The sequence below is a fragment of the Kribbella sp. NPDC003557 genome, assembly GCF_040610805.1.
Lineage (GTDB): Bacteria > Actinomycetota > Actinomycetes > Propionibacteriales > Kribbellaceae > Kribbella.
Map to the genome: position 1 here is coordinate 56,921 of NZ_JBEXMY010000014.1, position 23,331 is coordinate 80,251.

A 23,331-nucleotide genomic window follows, 5' to 3' on the forward strand; every position below is an offset into this window, starting at 1 on the left:
AGTATCACGCCTCTAAACGATTGCCGGGTGCGCGCCATGCTTCCAGCAGGCGCCCCTGGACGTCCCACATCTCCGCTTTCTCGGCGGGTTCGGCGTGGTCGTAGCCGAGCAGGTGGAGGATGCCGTGCACCGTCAGCAGCTCCAGCTCGGCCCACGTGCCGTGGCCGGCCTTCGCGCCCTGCGCGGCGGCGACCGTCGGGCAGAGCGCGATGTCGCCGAGGTGGCCGAGCGGCAGGTCGTCGTCCGACTCGCCGTCGGACCCCGGCCGCAGCTCGTCCATCGGCCACGACATCACGTCGGTCGGACCCGGCAGGTCCAGGAACTCGACGTGATACCGCGCCATGGTGTCCTCGTCGACCAGCTTGATCGACAGCTCACACTCCGGGTGCAGCCGCAGCGACGACATCACGAACCGGCTGAGCCGCATCAGTCCGTGTGCGTCGATCTCGACCCCGGACTCGTTGTTGACCTCGACGTTCATCGGTGGTTGTCAGCACTACCTTCATAGTTTTCGTAGGCCGACACGATCCGGCCGACGAGCTTGTGCCGAACCACGTCGTGCGACGTCAGACGACAGAATGCCAGATCTTGCACACCCTCGAGAATTTCCTGCACGACCTTGAGCCCGGAGTTGGTCCCGTTCGGCAGGTCGACCTGGGTGACGTCGCCGGTGACGACCATCTTCGAGCCGAACCCGAGCCGGGTCAGGAACATCTTCATCTGCTCCGGCGAGGTGTTCTGCGCCTCGTCCAGGATGATGTAGGCGTCGTTCAGCGTCCGGCCGCGCATGTAGGCCAGCGGCGCGATCTCGATCGTGCCGGCGGTCATCAGCCGCGGGATGGACTCCGGGTCGAGCATGTCGTGCAGGGCGTCGTACAGCGGCCGCAGGTACGGGTCGATCTTCTCCGACAGGGTGCCGGGCAGGAACCCGAGCCGCTCGCCGGCCTCGACGGCCGGCCGGGTCAGGATGATCCGGTTGACCTCCTTGGCCTGCAGCGCCTGGACCGCCTTGGCGACCGCCAGGTAGGTCTTGCCGGTACCGGCCGGGCCGATGCCGAAGACGATGGTGTTCTTGTCGATCGCGTCGACGTAGCGCTTCTGGTTCAGCGTCTTCGGCCGGATCGTGCGGCCGCGGCTGGACAGGATGTTCTGGGTCAGCACCTCGCGCGGGGACTCCGCGGTGGCCTGCTTGATCATCGCGATGCTCCGCTCGACGGAGTCGGCGGTCAACCCGTGCCCGGTGCGCACGACCGCGACCAGCTCGTCGAAGAGCCGCTCGGTGAGGGCCAGCTCGGCCGGCTCACCGGTCATCGAGATCTCGTTGCCGCGGACCATGATGTCGGCGGCGAACTCCTTCTCGACGATGCGGAGGAACTCGTCCCGGGCTCCGAGCAGGGCCACCATGTCGATGCTGTTCGGCACGACGATCTTGTGCGACGCCTGCGTGCTGGTGGCGGCGCCGGCCACAGTGCCGTTCGCGCGCGCCTCCGGTTCGATACTGCGTGGCCTGGACAGGCTCTTCCTCCTGGGATCAGTGGTGTTGACCCTGTCCATGCTAGCCGCCCCGTCCGACACCCTCACTCGAAATTCCTCCGGACACGCCTGGCCTCGCCGCCGGCGCCCCGGTCGCGGGCGTGATCCGGGCCGCGTCGGCGTTCGCCGCGAGGACCGCGCTCAGCCGGTCCAGCTCGCCGCGCCCCGGCGCGGAGCCCGGCGCTGCGGAGGTGCGCTCGAGCCCGATCCGGCGGTCGCGCTCGGCGGCCCATTCGCGGTTCGGGTGCAGGTTGACGGTCACGCCGGACGCCGACGGACGCAGCATCGGGGCGAGATCGGTGCGCCGGGCCCGGTCGGCCGCGCCGGGCTCCTGGCTCCGGTGCAGCTCGTAGCTGCGCAGCATCCGGTACGTCGCCTCGATCGCGGCCCGGGTCGATCCGGACTCGGCCGGCGGTGTGTCGAACTCGTCGGCGTGGGTGTTCTTCCCGTCGTCGATGCCGACCGCGTGTGCGGGCGTGAACACGTGCAGCGACTGCACCGGCGCGGCCGGATCACCGTCGTACACCGAGTCCTCGCGCCAGGCGTGCGCGCCGGAGTAGCTGTCCTGCAGGGCGTGCGCGGCCGCGCCGAGATGCGTGAACTCGGCGTCCGACGCACCGTGCGCGGCGGCGAGTTGCTCGTGGACGTACCCGACGTTCGTGGCGAGGTTGTCCCAACCCTTGCGGAACGGGTCCGCCATGAAGTGTTCGCGCTGCGCGTTGGGGTTCGCGTACGCCGAGTGCGTGGTCGGCCCGGGGCCCGCGTACGGATAGGACAGCCCCGTGCCCTTGAAGTTCTCGATCAGGCCGGCGCCGAGCGGGCGGTCCTGGTGCGCCTGGGCCTTGTCGAGCGCGGCGGCGTACTCGTCCCGCCGCAGCCCGTGGATGGTGCCGTCCGGGGCGGACAGGTGCTGGTACAACCGGGCCACGGCGGCGTACGTGATGTCGTGATGACCCGACCACGTACCGTCCCCGCGCTGCTTCATCCCCTCAGAATTCCACGTTGTCGGGCCACGGCTGTTGTCAACCTGGGACAGGGTCTTTGCGTCGTCTTTTCGTGGCACAACCGGCCGTGGTGTACGAAGAGTGCGTGACACATGAGTCCTCGTGGGATGCCGACGAGGCGCTGACGGCTGTCTACACCGCGCACTACACCTCGCTGGTCCGCCTCGGGTCCCTGCTGCTGCGCGACACCGGGACGGCCGAGGAGATCGTGCAGGACGCCTTCGTCGCGATGCACGGCCGCTGGAACCGGCTGCGCGACCCGCACAAGGCGCTCGCGTACCTGCGCACCGCGGTGGTGAACCGCTGCCGCTCCCGCCAGCGCCACCTGGTGGTGGTGGACAAACACACCCCGAAGTCGCTGCCCGACGAGCCGAGCGCCGAGCAGGCCGCCCTGCGGACCGCGGAGACGGACCGGGTGATCGAGGCGATGCGGAACCTCCCGGAGAAACAGCGCACCGTGATGGTCCTGCGGTACTACGGCGACCTGTCGGAAGCCGAGATCGCGGACACGATGGGTATCAGCCGGGGATCCGTGAAGAGCCATGCCGCGCGCGCGACCAAGTCGCTGCGCCAGCTCCTGGAGCAGACCGTATGAACGACAAACCGAACGACCCGTTCGACGAGCTGATGCGGCGCGCCCTCCACGAGGAGGCGGACCGGATCGAGCCGTCCGACGCGCTGCCGGAGATCCGCGCCCGCGCGCACGCCCAGCGCCCGGCCGCGCGGCGCCCCTGGCTGATGACCGCCGGCCTGGCCGCGGTCGGCACCGCGGCCGCGATCGGCGCCTTCACCGTGCTGAACGGCGCCGACGACAACGCCAACGACGGCGACGAGGTGGCCGGCCCCGGCACGACGGTCACCGCGACCGGCGTACCGCAGAGCCAGGCCCCGTCGGTCCTGACCGCCTCCCCCGAACCGTCCGCGGCCCCCACACAGCCGCCGAGCACGTCCCCGTCGGCGAAGACCGCCGGCCCGACCGACCGCGGTGTCACCGAACCGCCCGTCAAGAACACCCTCGTGCCGGTCTACTGGCTCGGTCAGCAGGTCGGCGCGCGAGAGAAGTCGGCCGCCCGGCTGTACCGCACCTGGGCCAAGGTCAGCGGCCGCCCGGCCGAGCAGGCGGTGCGCATCATGACCACCAAGCAGCCGGACGACCCCGACTACTACTCCGTCTGGCGCGGCGCCGCACTGAACACCGTGACCCGCTCGGACAGTGTCATCACCGTCGACTTCAAGCAACTTCCGAAGACGACCCTGGACGGCAACCTCGCGAGGCTCGCCGCCCAGCAGTTGGTCTACACCGTCCAGGGCGCGTTGCAGGACAACCAGACCCCGATCCAGGTCACGCAGGGCGGCCGCTCGGTCCAGAAGCTGTTCGGCCAGGTCGACACCAGCACGCCTCTGGGCCGTGCACAGGCCGCGGAGGTGCAGGCACTGGTCTGGATCGACTCGCCGTCCGAGGCTGAGGTGGTGAAGCCCAAGGTGACGGTCCACGGCGTCGCGGCGGCCTACGAGGCGACGGTCAACTACCAGGTGACGAACCTGAAGACCCGTGAGACGAAGAAGAGCTTCGCGAACACGAAGGAAGGCCAGAAGTTCTCGCCGTACTCGTTCCAGCTGACGCTCAGTCCCGGCCCGTGGCAGATCAGCGTCTACCTCGTGTCGGGGGAGGACGGCCGGATCACCGATACGGACAGCAAGTCGGTGCTCGTGAAGTAGGTCAGTCCGCGCGGTCGATGGTGGCGGCGAGGAGCCCCGGGAAGGCGGAGTCGAACTCGGGGCGGCGCAGGCGGTTGAGGCGGCGGGCGCCTTCGTCGCGTTGCTCGATCAGGCCGGCGGACCGCAGGACGGCGAAGTGATGGCTGGCGGTGGCCTTCTTCACCGGCAGGTCGAACGTGCCGCACGCGCGCGTCCACTCGTCGTGTACAGCCAGGTCGCGCAGGATCGAGCGGCGCACCGGGTCGGCCAGCGCGTCCAGAGCCGCCTGCAGCGGCACCTCGGCCGGGTCGACGTGGGTGAGCGTACGGGCGCGGGCTGACTCGACGGCCATGTTCGATCCTTGTGTTCGGTTGCTGTCTAACAGCGTACGCCGCGGATCGTCACAGCCAACGTGAGCGCGCCAGGAGCGCGGCGGCGGCCGCCACACCGGCCGTCGACGTGCGCAGGACCGTGTCGCCCAGGCGGACCGGCTCGACGTCGAAAGCCTTCAGCTCCGCCGGTGCGATGCCGCCCTCGGGGCCGATCACGATCACGATGTCGCCGGACGCCGGCGGTTCGAGGGACGCCAGCGGGATGGTGGCCTCTTCGTGCAGTACGACGGGCAGCGCCGCGCCGGCCAGCAATGCCGCGACGTCGGCCGTGGTGGCGAGCGGAGCGACCTCCGCGAACCGGGTCCGCCGCGACTGCTTGCTCGCCTCGAACGTCCAGGCGCGCCACTTCGCGAGCATCTTCTCCACCCGCTCGGGATTCGCCCGGAACTGGCTGCGCTCCGCGTTCCACGGGACGATCACGTCGACGCCGACCTCGGTCAGCATCTCCACCGCCAGCTCGGCCCGCTCCCCCTTCGGCACCGCCTGCACCACAACCACCCGCGCCGCGGGCACGTCGACCGTCCCCCGCTCGTCGACCGCCACGGTCACGCCGGTCTTGGACGCGGCCACCACAGGCCCTTCGGCCCAAGCCCCACGCCCGTCCGTCAGCCGGATCCGCTCGCCGGGCCCGATCCGCCGGACGACAGCAGCGTGCCGTCCTTCAGCACCTTCGAGGGTCAGCTCGGCACCGGACAGGTCTTCCAGGTGGAAGACGGCGACCCCCATCTAGTGGGCGCCGAAAGCGTCGCGCAGTCGGCCGAAGACACCCTTGTGGGTGGCTTGGACCTGGCCCTGCGGGCGCTCCTCGTCGCGGAGGCCTGCCAGCTGCTTCAGCAGGTCGGCCTGGGCGTCGTCGAGCTTGGTCGGGGTCTCGACGATGACCTGCACGATCAGGTCGCCACGGCCCGCGTGCCGCAGCCGCGGTACGCCGCGCGCGGACAGCGTCATCGCCGTGCCGGACTGCGTGCCGGGCCGGATCTCCAGCGGTGTCGTCTCGCCCTCAAGCGTCGGCAGGTCGATCGTCGTACCGAGCGCGGCCGCCGTCATCGGCAGCGTCACCGTGCAGTGCAGGTCGTCGCCGTTGCGGGTGAAGATGTCGTGCGGCTCGACCTCGATCTCGACGTACAGATCTCCGGCCGGGCCACCGCCCGGGCCGACCTCCCCCTGACCGGACAGCTGCACGCGCGTCCCGGTGTCGACACCGCCCGGGATCTTGACCGTGACGGTCCGCCGGGACCGCACGCGGCCGTCGCCGGAGCACTCGACGCACGGGTTCGGGATCGTGGTGCCGTAGCCGCGGCAGTTCGGGCAGGGCCGCATGGTCCGCACCTCGCCGAGGAACGACCGCTGCGTGTGCGTGACCTCGCCGCGGCCGTGGCAGATCTCGCAGGTGACCGGCTCGGACCCGGCCGCGGCGCCGGACCCGCTACAGGTCGGGCACAGCACGGCCGTGTCGACCTTGAGCTCCCGCGTCGTGCCGAAGGCGGCCTCGGCCAGGTCGATCCGCAACGGGATCAGCGCGTCCTGACCGCGCCGGGTCCGCGGCCGCGGCCCGCGGGTCGCCCCGCCGGTCTGGCCGAAGAAGGCGTCCATGATGTCGGTGAACGTGAACGCCTGGCCGAAGCCGGCGCCGCCCGGCCCGCCGCCCGCGGCCGCGAACGGGTCGCCGCCGAGGTCGTGCATCTGCCGCTTCTGCGGGTCGCTGAGCACCTGGAACGCGCGCCCGATCTCCTGGAACTTCTGGTGCGCGTCCTCGGAGTCGTTCACGTCCGGGTGGTACTGACGTGCCAGCTTGCGGTACGCCTTCTTGATCTCGTCCGGTGACGCGTCACGGCTGACACCTAGGACGGCGTAGTAATCGGTGCTCATACTCCAGACCAGGGGGTTGTATTCGTCATGATTCAGCCAGGATCTGGCTGACGTAGCGCGCGACGGCCCGTACGGCGCCCATCGTGCTCGGGTAGTCCATGTGCGTCGGTCCGACGATGCCCAGTGTGGCCAGCACCTCCGACTTCGACCCGTATCCGGTCGCGACCACCGAGGTCGTCGCGAGTTCCTCGAACGGGTTCTCGTGGCCGATCCGGACGGTCAGGGTCTGCGGGTTGGTCGCCTCGCCGAGCAGCTTCAGCAGGATGACGTGCTCCTCCAGCGCCTCCAGCACCGGCTTCACGTTCCGCTCGAAATCGTCGCCGTACCGGGTCAGGTTGGCGGCGCCGCCGACCGCGATCCGCTGCTCGCCGACCTCGTCGGTGAAGGCTTCCAGCAGCGTGGTGACGATGGCCGCGACCAGTGACCGGTCGGCCGGCGCGAACAGCTCCGGCACGCCGGCCAGTGAGGCCGTCGCCTCGGTCAGCCGCTGCCCGGCCACGGCGGTGTTCAGCCGGGACCGCAGATCCGCGATCACCTGCTCATCGACGTCGTGCGGATGCTCGACGAGCCGCTGCTCGACCCGGCCGTTGCTGGTGATCAGCACCAGCAGCAGCCGCCGCGGGCTCATCGTGACGACCTCGATGTGCCGCACGCTCGACCGGTTCAGCGACGGGTACTGCACGATGGCGACCTGGCGGGTGATCTGGGCCAGCAACCGGACGGTCCGGCGGACCACGTCGTCCAGGTCGACCGCTCCGGCCAGGAACGACGTGATCGCCTTCTTCTCCGCGATCGAGAGGGTCTTGACCGTGCTCAGCTTGTCGACGAACAGCCGGTAGCCCGCGTCGGTCGGGATCCGCCCGGCGCTGGTGTGCGGCTGGGTGATGTACCCCTCCTCCTCCAGCGCCGCCATGTCGTTACGCACGGTGGCCGGGGAGACGCCGAGGTTGTGCCGGTCGACCAGAGTCTTCGAGCCGACCGGCTCATGGGTGGCCACGTAGTCCTCGACGATGGCGCGGAGAACATCCAGCTTGCGTTCGTCGAGCACGCGCACCACCCTCTCGGCCTCTTGGCACTCAATCCTTCAGAGTGCCAGTCTAGGCGGTCTCGGGCGACGCTCCCAACGGAACGGGCGCGGGGCGCGTCACTGTACTGGCCACATCAAGCGGCTGGTCCTGGACCGCGGAGTCCACGAACGACTCCAGTACGTCGAGCACGTGGTACGCGAGCTCCCCGCTGGCGCGGTGCGGCTCACCAGTACGCACGGCCCGGGCCATGTCCGCGACACCGACCCCGCGCCCGGCCCCGGCGTACCCGCCGCTGACCGGCACCTCGGTCCACTCGCGCTGCTCCGGAGTCACGATCTCGACGGTCCCGTCGAACCCGTTCGGGTCCGGCACCGACAGGCTGCCGTCCGTACCGTGGACCTCGATCCGCGGCAGCCGGCCGGCCCACACGTCGAACGACATCAGCACCGTGGTCAGCGCGCCCGACTCGTGCTCCAGTACGCCGGTGACGTGCGTCGGCACCTCGACGTCGAACACGGTCCCGGCCCGCGGGCCGGTGTGGATCTTCCGCTGCTGTTTCGCCCGGCCCGCGCGGGCCGTGACCCGGACGACCGGGCCGAGCAGCGTCACCAGGCTGGTCACGTAGTACGGCCCCATGTCGAGGACCGGGCCGCCGCCTGGCTGGTAGTAGAACTCGGGCGCCGGGTGCCACAACTCGTGGCCGGGCGTCACCATGAACGCGGTCGCCGCGTGCGGGGTGCCGATGTCGCCGCGGTCGATCACGGCCCGGGCCGTCTGGGTGCCGGTACCGAGGACCGTGTCCGGCGCGCAGCCGATCCGCAGGTCGTTCGCCGCGGCGTACTTCAGCAGCGGCTCCGCCTCGGCGCGGTCCATGGCCAGCGGCTTCTCGCCGTACACGTGCTTGCCGGCGGCCAGCGCGGCCTGGTGTACGGCGGCGTGCGCGGCCGGGATGGTGAGGTTGAGGACGATGTCGACGTCGTCGGCGGCGTACAGCTCGTCCGGGGAGAGCGCGCGGATGCCCGGGCTCTGGTCGGCGACCGCCTGGGCGCGGGTCACGTCCAGGTCGGCGACGGCGACCACGTCGACGCCGGGCAGCTTGCCCAGGTGGTCGAGGTACGTGCCGGAGATGACGCCGGTACCGACGATGCCGACACGGGTCACGGCGTCGGTCACTTGCTCGCCCACAGCAGCCCCCGCTCGATGATCGTCTTGACCTCGGGCGTCTCCAGGTCGTCCAGCTTGTGGCCGACCGTGCAGACGAAGACCTTGCCCTCGCCCCAGGTGCGGGTCCAGACCGCCGGCATCACGGCGCCCTCGATCCACGGGTAGTCCGGGTGCGACTCGAACGTCGTCGTGGCGAGCACGGTGTTGGTCGGGTCGTAGTGGATGTAGTACTGCTCGGTGTGCACGTCGAAGTGCGTGATGCCCGCGACGATCGGGTGATCGGACTGCTCAGGGACCACGTCGACGCGGTAGTCGGTGAACCCGTGCGGGTGCGAGATGAACTGCCCGCCGGTGATGAAGCTGTAGTCGACGTTCTTCCGGAACGAGTCCGCGATCCCGCCGTGCCAGCCGGCGAACCCGGTGCCGCGGCGGATCGCCGCCTCCAGGCCCTTGAAGTGGTCCGGCTCGATGTCGCTCATCGTGACGCACTGCAGCACGAGGTCGACGCCGTCCAGGTCGAGATACGCCGCGGTCGTGTCGGAGACCGTGACGTCGAAGCCGTTCTCCTTGAGGAACGGGATGAACAGGTCGGTCGCCTCGACCGGCGAGTGACCCTCCCAGCCGCCCCGGACCACCACAGCACGTCGTGTCGTCACACCGGCCACCCTTCGAAAGTTTCGAGATTCCGATCGGAACAGTTGCGACTCTAGGTCCCGGGCAGAGGGCTTGCCAACCGTCAGGGCATGTCTGGTCGTCCCCCGCCGTCGCGAGCAGGCGCTCGGTGCGGTGCATCGGCGTGCTGGAGCGAAGGCCTCGATGTGGTTTCATCGTGGCCTTTGCTCCAGTGCGGCGAGGTGCCGTGCCGAGTGTCGCGCAGTAGGCGGGGGACGACCAGACATGCCCTAGTGTCGAAGGATGGGCTGGAAGTTCTGGAAGCGGTCGAATCCGATGGATCCGCAGGAGATGCTCGCGCGGGGGCATGCGCAGGCGAACAGTTTTCCGGAGCCGCCGCGGCCGCAGGACACGTTGCCGGTGGGGTCGTTCGGGATGACGGTCGAGGACGTGTTCTCGATCACCGGCCGGGGCACGGTGGTGACCGGCCGGGTGACGGCCGGGACCGTCTCGGTCGGCGAGCAGGTGCTGCTCACCCGCGCGGGGCAGCCGCTGCTGCAGGTCGAGGTAACCGGCGTCGAGATGTTCCGCAAGACCGTGCAGACCGCGAAGGCCGGCGACAACGTCGGCCTGCTGCTGCGCGGCATCAGCCGGGACCAGGTGCTCAAGGGAGATGTGCTCAGCAAGTAGTGTCGAACCCATGAGCGCTTGGGCCGAGATCGGCGATCGCACCTGGGTCCGCCGGTACGAGGAGTGGGATCTGAACGTCGGCCTGGTGGTCGGCTCCGGCGGCGCGCTGGTCGTCGACACCCGGGCCACGACCGAGGAGGCCGAGCAGCTCCGCGAGCACATCCGCGAGCTGACCGACGCGCCGGTCCGCTGGGTCGTCAACACCCACGCCCACTTCGACCACGTGGCCGGCAACAGCGTCTTCACCGACGCGACCGTCCACCTGCACGAGAACGCCGCCGCCGAGGAGAACCTGGCCGGTACGACGTTCGCGGCCGCGAAGGTGATCGACCTCGGCGACCGCCGCGTCGAGCTGCTGTACGTCGGCAACGCGCACACCTCGGGCGACACCGTGGTCGTCGTGCCGGACGTGGACGTGTTCTTCGTCGGCGACCTGCTCGAGGAGTCGGCGCCGCCGTCGTACGGCGAGGACTCGTTCCCGCTGGAGTGGCCGGACACGATCCAGAGCGCGGTCGGCATGATGGGCCAGGACGCGAAGGTCGTCCCCGGGCACGGCGCGGTCGTCGACGTCGAGTTCGCCCACGACCAGGCGATCGACCTGGGCAAGGTCGCCAACACGATCTCGACCCTGCACCACGCCGGCACCCCGCTCGAGGACGCGCTGAAGCACACCGAGGACTGGCCCTGGCCGGTCGACAAGCTGCAGGACGCGATCCGCCGCGGCTACCAGGCCCTGGGCACGCCGCAACGCCCGACACTGCCCCTCGTCGGCCCGGGATAGCTCTTTCGGGTAGTTGTCCGTTGACACGACGTCATCGCGTCGCGCAACTTGTTCGGAACGGACAACGCCCGACCGGATGGGGTGGGTACTCATGGCCACGACGGAGCAAACCGTTCACTCCGACGGACGTGTCGAACTGACCGATCCCGGCGCGCTCGCGGACAGCCCGTACGCGAACGCGGAGCTCGCGCCGACCCGGTTGCCGGAGCGCACCTGGACGACGTACAACTACGCCGCGCTGTGGATGGGAATGGCGCACAACATCCCCAGCTATCTGCTCGCGTCCGGCCTGGTGGCGCTCGGCATGAACTGGCTGCAGGCGTTCCTGACGATCACCCTCGGGAACCTGATCGTGCTCGTCCCGCTGCTGCTGAACAGCCACGCGGGGACGAAGTACGGCATCCCGTTCCCGGTGTTCGCCCGGGCGTTCTACGGCGTCCGCGGCGCGAACTTCCCGGCGTTGCTGCGGGCCTTCATCGCCTGCGGCTGGTTCGGGATCCAGACCTGGATCGGCGGCCAGGCGATCTACGTGATCGTCGGCGAGCTGTTCGGTAAGGGCTGGACCGAAGCGGGCGCGATCGGCGGGCATCCGTGGACGATGTGGCTGAGCTTCCTGTTCTTCTGGGTGCTGCAGATGGTGCTGATCTTCCGCGGCATCGAGGGCCTGCGCCGGTTCGAGAACTGGGCGGCGCCGCTGGTGACGATCGCGTTCGTGGCGCTGATGGTGGCGATCCTGGTGAAGGCCGGCGGGTTCGGCCCGATCCTGTCGCAGCCGTCGAAGCTCGGCTGGGACGCCGACTTCTGGAAGATCTTCGCGCCGTCGCTGATGGGCATGATCGCGTTCTGGGCCACGCTGTCGCTGAACATGCCGGACTTCACCCGGTTCGGGAAGGGCCAGCGGCAACAGGTCTGGGGGCAGATCATCGGGCTGCCGACCACGATGTCGTTCATCGCGCTGGTCTCGATCATCACCACGTCCGGCACCGTCGTGCTGTACGGCTCGGCGATCTGGGACCCGGTCGAGCTCACCCGCCGGTTCGAGAACCCGGCGGTCGTGACGATCGGCCTGGTGATGGCGATCCTCGCGACGATGTCCTGCAACGTCGCGGCCAACGTGGTGAGTCCGTCGTACGACTTCGCCAACGCGCTGCCACGCTGGCTGAACTTCAAGACGGCGGGCCTGCTGACCGGGGTGATCGGCATCGTGATCCAGCCCTGGCGGCTGATCTCGGACCCGTCGATCTACATCTTCGTCTGGCTGTCGTTCTACGGCGGCCTGCTCGCGTCGGTGGCCGGCGTCCTGATCGCGGGCTACTGGGTGCTGGACAAGACGAACCTGGCACTCGCCGACTTGTACCGTCCGGGCGGCCGCTACTGGTACAGCGCCGGCTGGAACTGGCGCGGTGTCGTCGCCACGCTGTTCGGGTCCCTGCTCGCGGTCGGCGGCGCGTACTCGAACCCGGGCGCCGGCCCGTTCCCGCAGGACGGCCTGATCCCGTTCCTCAAGCCGCTGTACGACTACTCGTGGGCCGTCGGCCTGGTGGCCGGATTCGTCGCGTACTACGCACTCACCCGCACCGCGCCGAGCCGACAGTCAACGCCGACCGAGACCGCTCCCAGTTATTAGCATTGGCGCGTGGCTGACAGGTATGGGAACGACGTCCTCGCGGGCGACTGGCGCAAACCCAAGAACGGCCGGACCGTCGAGGTCGAGATCGAGAAGGGCATGGTCGTCGAGGAGCCCAGCTCGGGGTTCGTCGGCGCGGTCGTGCGCTGGGAGCACGGCGTCGTCGACCTCGAGGACCGGCACGGCAAGATCCGCACCTACCCGCTGGGCCCGGGCTTCTGGCTCGACGGCAAACCGGTCAGCCTGAAGCCGCCGAAGAAGGCCGGCCCGGCGAAGAAGACCCGGACCGCGTCCGGTTCGGTGGCCGTCGACAACGTCCGGGCGAAGGTCGCGCGGGCCAGCCGGATCTACGTCGAGGGCCGGCACGACGCGGAGCTGGTCGAGAAGGTGTGGGGCGACGACCTGCGGATCGAGGGTGTCGTCGTCGAGTACCTCGAAGGTGTCGACGACCTGGTCCAGATCGTCAACCGGTTCCAGCCCGGGCCCGGGCGGCGGCTCGGCGTCCTGGTCGACCACCTGGTCGAGGGGTCGAAGGAGTCGAAGATCGCGGCCCAGGTGTCGGACCGCTACGTGCACGTCGTCGGTCACCCGTTCATCGACATCTGGGAAGCGGTCAAGCCGTCGTCGGTCGGCATCAAGGCGTGGCCGCGGATCCCGCACGGGCAGGACTGGAAGAAGGGCGTGCTGCAGGCGTTCGGCTGGCCGGCCACCGACCAGGCCGACGTCGCCGCGGCCTGGAAGCACATCCTGTCCAAGGTGAACAGCTTCGCGGACCTCGACCCGGCCCTGCTCGGCCGCGTCGAGGAACTCATCGACTTCGTGACTCTGGACTGATCTGCGGCATCCGCCGCTCGATCCAGGACCGGATCCGGCGGCGGGTACGGCGGACGTACCAGGTCACGACGCCGAGCACCGCGCTGAGCGCCAGCACCGCCCCGGCGAGCACCGCGGCCGGGATCCGGACGGCGTCGACGACTCCGGACAGCACGAGCAGGACGACGCCGGCGGCTGCTGTTGCTGCGGGCAACCATGGCTCGAAGATCGCCGGCCGGCGCGCGGGACTCAGCTTGGCGCCGCGCACCATCCGGTCCCAGACCGTCTGCCGCGCCGGTTCGGTGAACCAGCGGGCTGTCCGCAGCAGCCATGAACCGGGCTGGTGCTTGCGGCCCGCGGCCGCCTTCACCCAGTCGCCGACCTGCGGACCGAGACCGCCCGACACGTCGACCATCCGGTCCGCGAGTCCTTTGGTGATCGCGCGGCCCTCGGGGGACGCGTTCAGCTCGTCCCGCATCGTCACCAGCGCGCCCATCCCGGCGTCGAGCGGGAAGTCCCTGGCCAGCCGCTCGACCCGGCCGGCGACCGCGTCGAGCTCCCAGCCCTCGGCCCGCAGCACCTCGCGCTGCGTCTCGCGGATCCAGTCGGCGTCGGCACCGAGCATCGCGCCGAGATGCGCGACGCAGTGCAGGCGGCCCATCAACCAGTCCCAGCGCCGCCAGTCGGCCGCGCCGAAGGCGCCGAAGTGGCCGACCTGACTGCCGTACAGGATGCGGTCCTTCAACTGGTTGGCGATCGATCCTTCCTGTACCTCGTCCAGCACCGCGAGCGGGATGTCCGGGCCGAGGCGGAGGAACTGGAACGGCGCGCTGCGCTGCTGCGGTGTGCGCGCCGACGTACAGCGGGAGACGATCTCGACCTCGACGGCGGTGTCGACGAGCTCCCAGCCGACCACCGAGATCAGCGCGGCGAACGCGTCGCCGAGCGCCCGCTGGATCTGCAACTGCTCGAAGATGTCGTTCAGCCCGACCGCCACCGCCTCGGCGCCGCCGGCCGGCCGGAGGTCGAGATCCGCGGCCGCCAGCGCCGCGTTGAGCGCGTCCCGGACGGCCTGGACCTTCATCAGGCAGTCGCTCGCCGCGGTCAGCCGTTTCTCCAGCTCGGCGCGCTCCTCCTGCGGCGCGGCCCCGACCCGGTTGCGCAGCGAACGCAGGATCAGCCGGACGATCCGCTCGGCGGCGCCGGTCCCCCACAACCAGCTCGGGTTGCCCTCGGCATCGTCGCGGATCGCCGCCGTCGAACCGTCCGGCCCGGGCACCCAGGGATGCTCCGTCGTCAGGATCTCGTCGATCTCGGACTCCGACAGCGCGGTCGCGGCGTCCAGCACGGTCGACTGGTCGTGACTGGCGATCGTCACCGCCTCCCACACGCCACCGGCGGCGCGACCTCGTGAGTACGCCGGTTGCAGCGCCTCGGCGGCCGCCTTCAGCCGCGCCCGCTCCTCTGGTTGCTTCAGGCAACGATCGAACAGCCGCTGGGTGTCGGACCAGGACGCGTCCGCCTCCAGCAGCAGGCGTTCCAGCTGCTCGACGTCGGAGCGGAAGTCCACCTCGCGCGGGAACTGCACCGCGGACAACGCCGCCACCCGCCAGCTCGGCTCCTTCGCGCCGGGCAACGCGGTCGCCGCCCGCCCGATCCCCGCCGACGGTACGACGTACAGCACGTAGCGGGTGGCCTTGCCGGCGACCGGACGCCGGGCGACGACGTCGAGCACCGGGCCGAACGGCGCGTTGTCGAGCACGCCGCCGTCGATGAGCCAGGATCCGGACTCGGCCGGACCGGGCTGGATCCGCGGCGGCTGCGCGGCCAGCTCCGGCGTCTCCAGCACCGGACCGAAAGCAGCCGGGAACGACGCGGACGCACGGGCCGCGCGCGCCAGCAGGTCGGTGTCCTTCAGCCCGTTCTTCACCTCGACGCTGAACTCCCGGCGCACACCGTCGTACGTCGGCGCGTCCTCACTCGTGAAGCCGAACAGGTAGCGATGGTCCGGTACGACGAACGCCTGGCCCGCCGCGTCCTTCGCCTCGAACTGCTGCACGCCCAGCCCGGACGCCGTGACGAACAGCGTCACCGGCTCCTCGGCGTCGCTCTCGCCGGCGTCGGCGACGCCCTTGAGCAGGTCCTCGAGTTGCCTCAGGAAGTACTTGCCGTCGAGCACCGACGTGGACTTCGCGCCCGCGGACGGCACCAGCTTGCCGACGTCGAGCGACCCGAGCCCGACCCACTTCCGCCGCAGCCACGGCCCGTCGTCGCCGTCCGGGTCGAGGGTCGAACCGTTCGCGATCGCGGTCGCCAGCAACGAACCGTTCAGCCCGCCGGCGCTGGTCCCGGCGATCACGTCGACGACCACCCGGCGGCGTTCGGTGCCCCGCCGGCACAGGTCCCGCCAGCGATCCGCGAGCACCGTGTCGTACTGCTGCGGACCGGGCGCGCCCTCGTCACCGGACGCGCGCCGGATCAGATCGAGCTCATGCGTCACCCCACCCATCCAGACCGCCAGGCTGACACCACCGTTCAGAACCAGCGCGATCCGGATCTCGTGGTCAGTCGTCATGGGCGCCCCCTTTCACTCAGAGATACCACAGCGTCATGCTTGGGGTGGGGGTGGTCGCCGTGCGCGTGTTGGCGTTGGCGGTTGCGGTGCTGGTCCTGGCCGGCGCGGGGTGTTCCGGCACATCCGGGGACACGTCGCCGCCGAACGTGACCGTGACCGTCGCGGCCACGGCCGCGCAGGCACCGCCGAAGTCGCAGCAGACCAAGCCCACGGTCGAGATCGCCTCACTCCCGGTCGGCGGGATCGCGGCGGACGGTTCGCACTGCAACCCGATCAGCTGGCTCGCCGAAGCCATTCCCGGCGGCGTCACGATCACCCTGGGCACGCCGGCGTTCGACCCGCCCGGCATCTTCGAGGTCGACCCGTCCGGCTGCCGGCCCGACGCGCAGTCCTGTCCCGACCTCGAGTGGACGGCGCAGAACCTTCCACAGTGCTGGGTCGGCTTCCGGCAGCTCGCCGGCGAGGGAACCGTCACCCTGATCATCCCGGCCGTCGCGACCTGCGACAGCGAGGCACTGTGCGACGCCCTCCGGACCATGGGCGGCAGCCAGATCACCCTCGTCGCCCGGCCGCCCGTCGCCAGTTCGTGAACGACCCGCCGGTCAGGCGCTGTCGCGGATGATCAGTTCGGTGTCGTAGATCTCGGGCGTGGTGTGCTCGGCGCCGGCGATCTTGGCCAGCAGGATCTCGGCGAGGCGGGCGCCGAGTTGCTCCACCGGCTGGCGGACGGTGGTGAGCTTCGGCGTCGTGGTGGTGGCGAGGACCGAGTCGTCGAAGCCGACCACGGCGACGTCCGCAGGAACGCGGCGGCCGTGCTGGGACAGCACCCGCAGCGCCGCCGTCGCCATCAGGTCGGACGCCACGAACAGGCCGTCCAGGTCCGGGTGGTCGTCCAGGAGGCGCAGGGTCGCCTGCTCACCACCGTCGGCGGTGAAGTCGCCGTACGCGATCATCGCCGGCAGCCCGGCTTCCTTCATCACCTCCTGGTAGCCGGTCAGGCGGTCGATGCCGGCCGTCATGTCGAGCGGTCCGGCGACCGTCGCGATCTTGCGGCGGCCGATCGACAGCAGGTGCTCGACCCCGGTCCGGGCGCCGGCCACGTTGTCGACGTCCACACTCGCCACCGGTACGTCGACCCCGAGCGGCCGCGCGCTGAACACGATCGGCAGCGGCAGCTGCGCGAGCTCCTGCAGCACGTTGTCGCGGCCGTGGTGGCTGATCACGATCGCGCCGTCGACGTGCCCGCCGCGCAGGTACCGCAACAGGCGCTGGTCGTCGGCTCCGGTCGGCTCCGGAGCGGGCTCGATCAGCAGCACGAGCTGCGACGACGTGGGCGCGAGCGTGCGGCTGACACCGCTGAGCATGCCGGCGAAGAACGGGTCGGAGAACACCCGGCTGTCCGGCTCCGGCACGACGATCGCGATCGAGTCGGTCCGCCGCGTCACCAGCGCGCGGGCCGCCCGGTTCGGCACGTAGCCGAGTTGCAGGATCGCCTGCTCGACCGCCGCGACCGTGTCCGGCAGCACCTTCGGCGACCCGTTCACCACCCGCGAGACGGTCGCTCGCGACACCCCGGCGAGCGCCGCGACCTGCTCCAGTGTCGGAGAACCAGACCCGTCCATCGGCCCTCCTCAGTTCTCGTTTGGCTTGCGTTCACACCGTAGTACGTCCCCGGCCGACCGTGCGTCGGTCGTTGGCCGCACGAGGGGGCGTGTTGGCAGAAATCCTTCAGTTGCCGGCGCGGGTGTTCGCGGTCTTCTCCGCCTGGGCGAGCGCCTGGTTCCACGCCGCGTCCGGGGTCTGCTTGCCGTCGTCGACGCGCGAGAGCGCCGCACTGAAGATCTGGTTGACCTCCCCGTCGCGGGGACCCTTGTGCTGCTTGAGGATCACGTTGCGGGCCCGGTTGACGAAGATCTGCCCGACCGGCGCGTTGTTGAAGTACGCGTTGACCTGCGACTTCACCTGCGGGTCGTCGTACGCGTCGACCGTCGACGGGAACGAGCCGATCTTCTTGAAGACCTTCACCTGCTGCTCCGGCGCGGTCAGCCAGGCGGCGAGCTTCGCGGCCTCCTCGGGGTGCGGCGACTGCGCCGGCACCGTCAGGTACGAGCCGCCCCAGTTGCCACCCCCGCCGGGGAACACGTCGGCGACGTCCCACTTGCCCTTGCCGTAGGCGCCCGCGTTGTCCTGGATCACGCCGAGCAGCCAGCCCGGGCAGGCGATCGTCGCGAACTTGTCGCTGCGGAACGCCGCGTTCCACGCGTCGCTCCAGGCCGGCAGCCGCGCGGACAGACCGTCCTTGCTGCCCGCGACCACCTGGTTCCAGGTGTTCTTCAGCAGCGGGTTCTCGTCCCCGAGGAACCGGTCCTCGTTCGAGTAGTAGGCCTGGATCAGCTGGTTGCGCATCGCTTCCCAGGTCAGCACCGCGGAGTCGTACCAGGCCGAGCCCGGCACCCGCTGCTTGAACTTCCTGCCGGCCGCGAAGTACGACGGCCAGTCCTGGAACAGCTCGGCCACCTTGGCCCGGTCGGTCGGCAGCCCGGCCTTCGCGAACAGGTCGCGGCGGTAGCAGATCGCCTCCGGGCCGATGTCGGTGCCGTAGCCGATGATCTTGCCGTCCGGCGTGGTCGCGCCGGCCACCTTCCAGTCCAGCCAGCGGTCGCGCAGGTCGTCCGCGCCGTACTGGCGCAGGTCGACGAACTTGTCGTCCTTGGCCAGGTACTTGTAGATCCAGCTGACCTCCATCGCCTCGATATCGGCCAGGCCGGTGCCGCGGGCCAGGTTCGCGTCCAGGTTCTTGACGTGGTCGTCGACGGTCTTGGCGTGCTGCTCCACGATCGTGATGTTCGGGTGCTGCGCCTCGTACTCGGCGTACAGGTCGGCGTACCCGAACTCGTTGAAGGTGGCGATGGTCAGCTCGATCTTGGGCCCGTCGGCGCCGGAACCGGCCGATTCGGTGCTGCCGGAGCCACCGCCGCAGGCGGAGACGAGCAGGATCGCGGCGCACGCCAGCACGCCGGCTACGGGGCGATAGCGGGCACTGGGCCGCATGCAAAGCTCCCTGGAACTGGACGGAGTTGAGAGCGCTCTCGGATCGCGAAAGTGAGCTGAGTCTCAGGGAGCCGCACTGGATATGTCAAGCACCCCGTCGTCACTCTGAGATACGGGGCCGAACAGGTCCGGACATAGTGTCATCGCTGGTCACGCTGCGGATCACGACGATCACCGAGGGCGGTGGCTGCTGGGAGTTCGCTGTGAGTGATCAGCCGGTCGCCGGCGGCCCGACCGAGTCGCGGACCACCACGACGGTGCCCAGCGTGGTCATCGGCTGCTGGTGCGCGAACGGGTCCGCGCTCGGCTCCTGCCCCGCCAGCCCGGCCCGGACGGCGGCCCGCCCGAGCTCCTCCAGCGGCACCCGGACCGTGGTCAGCGCCGGCTGCAGCTCGGTCGCCACCGGTACGTCGTCGTACCCGACCACCGACACGTCGTCCGGGATCCGCAGGCCGCGCTCGCGCAGCGCGGCGTACACACCGGCGGCGACGATGTCGTTGGCGGCGAAGATCGCGGTGAAGTCGAGGCCGTCGTCGAGGGCTTTCAGCGTCTGCTGGTATCCCCACTGCCGGCCGAACGCGCCGGTCCGGACCAGGCGCGGGTCGTGCTCCAGCTTGCGGGCCGCGAAGGCCTGGTGGAAACCGCGCAGCCGGGCCGTGGTCGTCGACAGCGTCGTCGGGCCGCCGAGATACAGGATCCTGGTGTGCCCGGCACTGAGCAGGTGGTCGGTGATCGCCGCGGCGCCGCCGATGTTGTCGTACTCCACGGCGTACGCCGGCACGCCGTCCTCCAGACCCGGCCGGCCGCACAGGACCAGGCTGGATCCGCTGCTGGCCAGCTGCCGCGCCCGCTGGCCGACCGCGGCGAAGTACTCCTTGTCCTCGACCGCGCCGCCGACCAGGATCACGGCGTCGGCGCGCTGCTCGAGCAGCAGGTCGACGAACCGCAGCTCGGCGGACTCACCGCCCTGCGTCGAGCAGACCAGGCACAGCCGTCCGGAGGCGAGCGCCTCGGCCTGCACACCGCGGGCGATATAGGCGAAGAACGGGTCGACGATCTCGCTGACCACGATGCCGACGACACGGGTGGTGGAGCCGGCCAGCGCCCGGGCGTGCGCGTTCGCGACGTACCCGAGGTCGCGCATCGCGCGCTCGACCGCGGCCCGGGTCGAGGCCGCGACCGGATAGTTGCCGTTGACAACTCGGGAGACGGTCGCGGTGGAGACGCCGGCCCGGGCGGCCACGTCCCGGATCGTCCGGGCGGCCTCGGGGTCACGCCGGCGCGCCCGCGTCCGGGGCGGTTCCGCCGCCATCACCCACCTCCTCACCCAACTGGACGTCGGCCCGAGTACCGTCGGCGAACCGCACGGTGACGTTTCGGCCGTCCACAGTCACGTCGACGCTTTCGGCCAGCTGCCGTGGCCAGACCGTGTCGCCGGACAGTACCACCGCCGAGACCAGGACCCGCGGATCCTTCCCGTCGTGCTGCGCCTCCAGGTACGGCGTCGCGGAGTGCGGACCGAACGCGTTCGAGTCGAGCCCCCGGCGTACCGCTGCTCGGTGGTATCCGTGCAGGGCGATGGTGGCCGTGGTCAGGCGGTCGGCGGTGCTGGCCTGGGCCCAGTGGGCGTCCGAGCTCGCGTCCGGCAGGTCTTGTCCTGCCACGGCGTATCCGCCGTGCCTGACCAGGCCCTCCGGCCCGTCCACGAGGACGCACCGCACCTCGATCCGGCCGTGCACGACGGTCGCCACCTCGATCCGCACGTCACCCGCCTGCCACCGCGAATGCCCTTCGTCGATGCGCTCGATCCCGCCCCGATGACCTGTCGCGCCGGCGAAGGTGACGTGGTTGTCGAGCTGTTCGCCGGTGTGCTCGGGGCCCGTCCGGCTCGAGTAGGCAAGGCGGTTGTAGTGGGCGTCGCCCTCGGCGTTGTGGTCACTGCCGTGGTTGAGCAGGCGGACGATGCCGTCGTGCTTGGTCGCCTGAACCACGAACCCCGGCGCCGGCATCGCCCGCACCTGATCTGCTTCGTCCAACGGCAGCGCGGCCTCGCGGGCGGTCCACACCTCGTGATCGGCCGGAAGCAGCAGGCCGAGGAAACCCTTGGAGGCCCAGTACGGCGAGGCGGGTCCGGAGTACGGCTGGGTCGTCGGCAGGAACTGGTGATGCCAGCCGAGTGTGAGGAGCCCGCGCTCGTCCGGGACGCCGTGGTCGACGAAATGGCGCAGCGTGCCGGAGCAGAGCCGACGCGTCTGCCCCGGCGTCAGCGGCGTCGCGTCGAGCAGCGCACCCATCCAGTACGGCGCCGCGGCCGCCATCCGGTAGCAGAGCGACCGGCCGAAATGGATCGGCGCACCGTCCGAGCCGGTGAGGTGGACGGCGTCCTCGAGGAAGCGGCGCAGACGCTCTTTGTAGACCGCCAGGCGACCGTCCGCCGACGGGCCGGCCATCCGGGTCCACAGGCCCGGATACAGGTGCATGGCCCAGCCGATGTAGTGGTCGAAGTTCTGCCCTGGGCCGTCGGAGTACCAGCCGTCGCCGACGTACCAGTCCTCGATCCGGTCGAGACCCGCGTCGATGTCGTCCTGCTTGAAGGGCGCTCCGACGGAGGCGAGGAACTGCTCGCCGACGACCTGGAACAGGCGCCAGTTGTTGTCCCACGTCCGCGACCCGACGAAGCCGCTGAGCCAGTCGACGACGTGCGTCTGCTCAGCTCCGTCGAGCTTGTCCCACAACCAGGCCCGCGACTCGTGCAGGCCGACCGCGATCGCCGCCGCCTCCACCGTCTGCTGCGAACACGGCGTCAACCGCGGCCAGTCACCCGCCGCACCCGCCACCAGGCCGCGCGAGTACCGCTCGACCAGTCGCTCGTCACCACCGGTCGCCGCAATCCGGAACGAGGCCAGCAGGAACGACCGAGCGAACCCCTCCAGGCCGTCACAGTCCGCCCCCGACCAACTCCCCCGCCCAGGCAACCGCACCTGCGCCCCACTCGCTGTGAACCAAGGCACCAACGAGTCCAGCAAGTGACCCGCCACCGCCAGCCACGTTTCCCTGGTATATCCCGTCCGCGAAGACAACACCCGATCCGGCGCAGGCAACTGAAGCCGCCTCACACCTACTTCCCGCTCCACACCGCGCTCCCGCTCCGCATCTACACCGCTCCGAGCCTTCACGCGCCCCACCCCGCTCCGCAGGCACGCGGCGTCACCCGAGGGGATAACCCCTGGCGGTGGGGGTTCTCTGCCGGCACACCAACGGAGAACCCCCAACTCACGGGGATATCCCCTCGTGCGACGGGCCGCCGGATCCTCTGTTCGGTGCTGCTCATGCGATTCGCCGCAGGTCTTCGTGGGTGATGCCGTGGGCGAGGGGCCGGCCGGCGGCCAGTCGCTCGATCTCGGCGACGGCGGCTTCGCCCAACCTCGTGGACTCGTTGCCCATGGCGCCGGCCAGGTGGGGGGTGATGAAGACGTTGGGGAGCTGCAGCATCGGCGAATCCGGCGGCAGCGGCTCGGGGTCCGTGACGTCGAGGATCGCGTCCAGGCGGCCGGAGACACACTCCCGCTCCAGTGCGGCGTGATCCACGACCGGGCCGCGCGCGGTGTTGATCAGCACGCCGCCGTCCGGCATCGCGGCCAACAGCTCCGCCGACACCAGCCCATGGGTCTCCGGCAGCAGCGGCGCGTGCACGCTCACGATGTCGCTGGCCGCGAACAATTCGGGCAGCTCACACCACCGAGCGCCGAACGCCGCAGCCTCCGCCGGGCTGAGGTACGGATCGTTCACCAGCACCTCGACGTCGAGGCCCCGGAGCCGCTCGAGCACCAGCCGGCCGATCCGCGACGCCCCGAGTACGCCGACCGTCGTCCCGAGCGTGCCCAGAATCGGTGCCCCCGGCAACGGTCGCTTCACGCCCGAGGTCCGGAACCAGTCGCGGTGCCGGAATGCTCGCTTGCCGGCCAGCACGATCGCCGCGAGCGTGAACTCCGCGACCGGCACCGCGTTCGCCGCAGCGGCCGACGACACCTCGACCCCACGCTCGAACACCACCGGATCCACGAACGTCTTGACCGTGCCGGCGGCGTGCACGATCGCGCGCAGCTTCGGCGCCGCGTCGAGCACCTCGGCGGTGATCCGCGGGCAACCCCACCCGGTCAGCAGCACCTCGGCCGCTGCGAGTTCCTCGGCCACCTCCGCGAACGACGTCACCAGCCGCGGCACCCCGTCGCGCACCCCACGGTCGCGCACCCCACGGTCGGCACGGTCGGCGCCGTCGGCACCGTCGGCACCGTCGGCACCGTCGGCACCGTCGGCACCGTCGGCACCGTCGGCACCGTCGGCGGAGCCGCCGCGGAGGCCGAGGACCTCGGCGACGCCGGCCAGTCGGTCGCGGACGGTCGGGGTGATCACCTCCGACCAGGTCTCCGCGGGCATCGCCACGAGCGTGCGCAACCGCGGACTACTGCCCCGGTCGGGTTCAGGATTCGGCAC

Annotated in this window: 21 protein-coding genes and 1 pseudogene; 7 read left to right on the forward strand and 15 right to left on the reverse strand. The window is 70.4% G+C overall.

The window, feature by feature from the left end:
* Positions 1 to 4: 4 nt before the first annotated feature.
* The 3 genes from ybeY to ABZW60_RS39415 form a co-directional block, all read right to left on the reverse strand.
* Complete coding sequence (ybeY, locus tag ABZW60_RS39405) at positions 5 to 481, reverse strand: rRNA maturation RNase YbeY (RefSeq protein WP_355485772.1); 477 nt, start codon at positions 479 to 481, stop codon at positions 5 to 7.
* Positions 478 to 1,404: a PhoH family protein gene (locus ABZW60_RS39410; protein ID WP_355485857.1), complete on the reverse strand. Its 927-nt coding sequence runs from the start codon at positions 1,402 to 1,404 to the stop codon at positions 478 to 480. Before ABZW60_RS39410 ends, ybeY begins: the two co-directional genes overlap by 4 nt.
* A 151-nt stretch (positions 1,405 to 1,555) precedes the next feature.
* Positions 1,556 to 2,518, reverse strand: coding sequence for a hypothetical protein (locus tag ABZW60_RS39415; RefSeq protein WP_355485773.1), 963 nt, complete (start codon positions 2,516 to 2,518; stop codon positions 1,556 to 1,558).
* Positions 2,519 to 2,622: 104 nt separating this feature from the next.
* Between ABZW60_RS39415 and ABZW60_RS39420 the strand changes: the two genes are divergently transcribed.
* Both ABZW60_RS39420 and ABZW60_RS39425 read left to right on the forward strand, forming a co-directional pair.
* Positions 2,623 to 3,132, forward strand: a complete 510-nt coding sequence (locus ABZW60_RS39420) for a SigE family RNA polymerase sigma factor (protein ID WP_355485774.1) — start codon at positions 2,623 to 2,625, stop codon at positions 3,130 to 3,132.
* Entirely contained in the window at positions 3,129 to 4,256 is a 1,128-nt protein-coding gene (locus tag ABZW60_RS39425; protein WP_355485775.1) for a Gmad2 immunoglobulin-like domain-containing protein, read from the forward strand. The genes ABZW60_RS39420 and ABZW60_RS39425 overlap by 4 nt, the downstream gene beginning before the upstream one ends.
* Before the next feature lies 1 nt (position 4,257).
* Here the strand turns inward: ABZW60_RS39425 and ABZW60_RS39430 are convergent, their stop codons facing one another.
* Genes ABZW60_RS39430 through ABZW60_RS39455 form a run of 6 tightly spaced genes read right to left on the reverse strand, consistent with a single transcriptional unit; the run spans position 4,258 to position 9,344 of the window.
* Positions 4,258 to 4,587: a helix-turn-helix domain-containing protein gene (locus ABZW60_RS39430; protein ID WP_355485776.1), complete on the reverse strand. Its 330-nt coding sequence runs from the start codon at positions 4,585 to 4,587 to the stop codon at positions 4,258 to 4,260.
* Between the two features lie 49 nt (positions 4,588 to 4,636).
* The gene (locus tag ABZW60_RS39435) at positions 4,637 to 5,353 is read right to left on the reverse strand and encodes a 16S rRNA (uracil(1498)-N(3))-methyltransferase (protein ID WP_355485777.1); all 717 of its coding nucleotides are present in this window, start codon (positions 5,351 to 5,353) and stop codon (positions 4,637 to 4,639) included.
* Entirely contained in the window at positions 5,354 to 6,496 is a 1,143-nt protein-coding gene (dnaJ, locus tag ABZW60_RS39440) for a molecular chaperone DnaJ (RefSeq protein WP_355485778.1), read from the reverse strand. It abuts the gene before it with no gap.
* A gap of 25 nt (positions 6,497 to 6,521) precedes the next feature.
* Positions 6,522 to 7,544, reverse strand: coding sequence for a heat-inducible transcriptional repressor HrcA (gene hrcA / locus ABZW60_RS39445; protein WP_355485779.1), 1,023 nt, complete (start codon positions 7,542 to 7,544; stop codon positions 6,522 to 6,524).
* 49 nt (positions 7,545 to 7,593) lie between these two features.
* Complete coding sequence (locus ABZW60_RS39450; protein ID WP_355485780.1) at positions 7,594 to 8,697, reverse strand: Gfo/Idh/MocA family oxidoreductase; 1,104 nt, start codon at positions 8,695 to 8,697, stop codon at positions 7,594 to 7,596.
* Positions 8,694 to 9,344 (reverse strand): ThuA domain-containing protein, encoded by a 651-nt coding sequence (locus ABZW60_RS39455; RefSeq protein ID WP_355485781.1) that lies wholly within the window; start codon positions 9,342 to 9,344, stop codon positions 8,694 to 8,696. Before ABZW60_RS39455 ends, ABZW60_RS39450 begins: the two co-directional genes overlap by 4 nt.
* Positions 9,345 to 9,687: 343 nt before the next feature.
* On the opposite strand from ABZW60_RS39455, the pseudogene ABZW60_RS39460 reads away from it, so the two are divergent.
* The 4 genes and pseudogenes from ABZW60_RS39460 to ABZW60_RS39475 form a co-directional block, all read left to right on the forward strand.
* Positions 9,688 to 9,987, forward strand: a pseudogene (locus ABZW60_RS39460) (EF-Tu/IF-2/RF-3 family GTPase); the annotation flags it as partial.
* A 13-nt stretch (positions 9,988 to 10,000) separates the two neighbouring features.
* Entirely contained in the window at positions 10,001 to 10,771 is a 771-nt protein-coding gene (locus tag ABZW60_RS39465; RefSeq protein WP_355485782.1) for an MBL fold metallo-hydrolase, read from the forward strand.
* 91 nt (positions 10,772 to 10,862) lie between these two features.
* A complete protein-coding gene (locus ABZW60_RS39470) occupies positions 10,863 to 12,398 on the forward strand; it encodes an NCS1 family nucleobase:cation symporter-1 (RefSeq protein WP_355485783.1) in 1,536 nt (511 codons plus the stop codon).
* Between the two features lie 9 nt (positions 12,399 to 12,407).
* Positions 12,408 to 13,232 (forward strand): DUF3097 domain-containing protein, encoded by an 825-nt coding sequence (locus tag ABZW60_RS39475; RefSeq protein ID WP_355485784.1) that lies wholly within the window; start codon positions 12,408 to 12,410, stop codon positions 13,230 to 13,232.
* On the opposite strand, the gene ABZW60_RS39480 is transcribed toward ABZW60_RS39475, so the two are convergent.
* Entirely contained in the window at positions 13,207 to 15,786 is a 2,580-nt protein-coding gene (locus ABZW60_RS39480) for a DUF3376 domain-containing protein (RefSeq protein ID WP_355485785.1), read from the reverse strand. The genes ABZW60_RS39475 and ABZW60_RS39480 overlap by 26 nt on opposite strands.
* Positions 15,787 to 15,821: 35 nt before the next feature.
* Here ABZW60_RS39480 and ABZW60_RS39485 point away from each other — a divergent pair, with 35 nt between their 5' ends.
* On the forward strand, positions 15,822 to 16,376 hold the full coding sequence (locus ABZW60_RS39485) for a hypothetical protein (protein WP_355485786.1): 555 nt from the start codon (positions 15,822 to 15,824) through the stop codon (positions 16,374 to 16,376).
* Between the two features lie 12 nt (positions 16,377 to 16,388).
* On the opposite strand, the gene ABZW60_RS39490 is transcribed toward ABZW60_RS39485, so the two are convergent.
* From ABZW60_RS39490 to ABZW60_RS39510, 5 genes are all read right to left on the reverse strand, one after another.
* Positions 16,389 to 17,408 carry a LacI family DNA-binding transcriptional regulator gene (locus tag ABZW60_RS39490; protein ID WP_355485787.1) on the reverse strand — a complete coding sequence of 340 codons (1,020 nt, stop codon included), beginning with the start codon at positions 17,406 to 17,408 and terminating at the stop codon, positions 16,389 to 16,391.
* A 106-nt stretch (positions 17,409 to 17,514) separates the two neighbouring features.
* Positions 17,515 to 18,837 carry an ABC transporter substrate-binding protein gene (locus tag ABZW60_RS39495; RefSeq protein WP_355485788.1) on the reverse strand — a complete coding sequence of 441 codons (1,323 nt, stop codon included), beginning with the start codon at positions 18,835 to 18,837 and terminating at the stop codon, positions 17,515 to 17,517.
* Positions 18,838 to 19,048: 211 nt separating this feature from the next.
* On the reverse strand, positions 19,049 to 20,149 hold the full coding sequence (locus ABZW60_RS39500) for a LacI family DNA-binding transcriptional regulator (RefSeq protein WP_355485789.1): 1,101 nt from the start codon (positions 20,147 to 20,149) through the stop codon (positions 19,049 to 19,051).
* Complete coding sequence (locus ABZW60_RS39505; protein WP_355485790.1) at positions 20,109 to 22,013, reverse strand: DUF2264 domain-containing protein; 1,905 nt, start codon at positions 22,011 to 22,013, stop codon at positions 20,109 to 20,111. The genes ABZW60_RS39500 and ABZW60_RS39505 overlap by 41 nt, the downstream gene beginning before the upstream one ends.
* Positions 22,014 to 22,164: 151 nt before the next feature.
* Positions 22,165 to 23,331 (reverse strand): hydroxyacid dehydrogenase, encoded by a 1,167-nt coding sequence (locus ABZW60_RS39510; RefSeq protein WP_355485791.1) that lies wholly within the window; start codon positions 23,329 to 23,331, stop codon positions 22,165 to 22,167.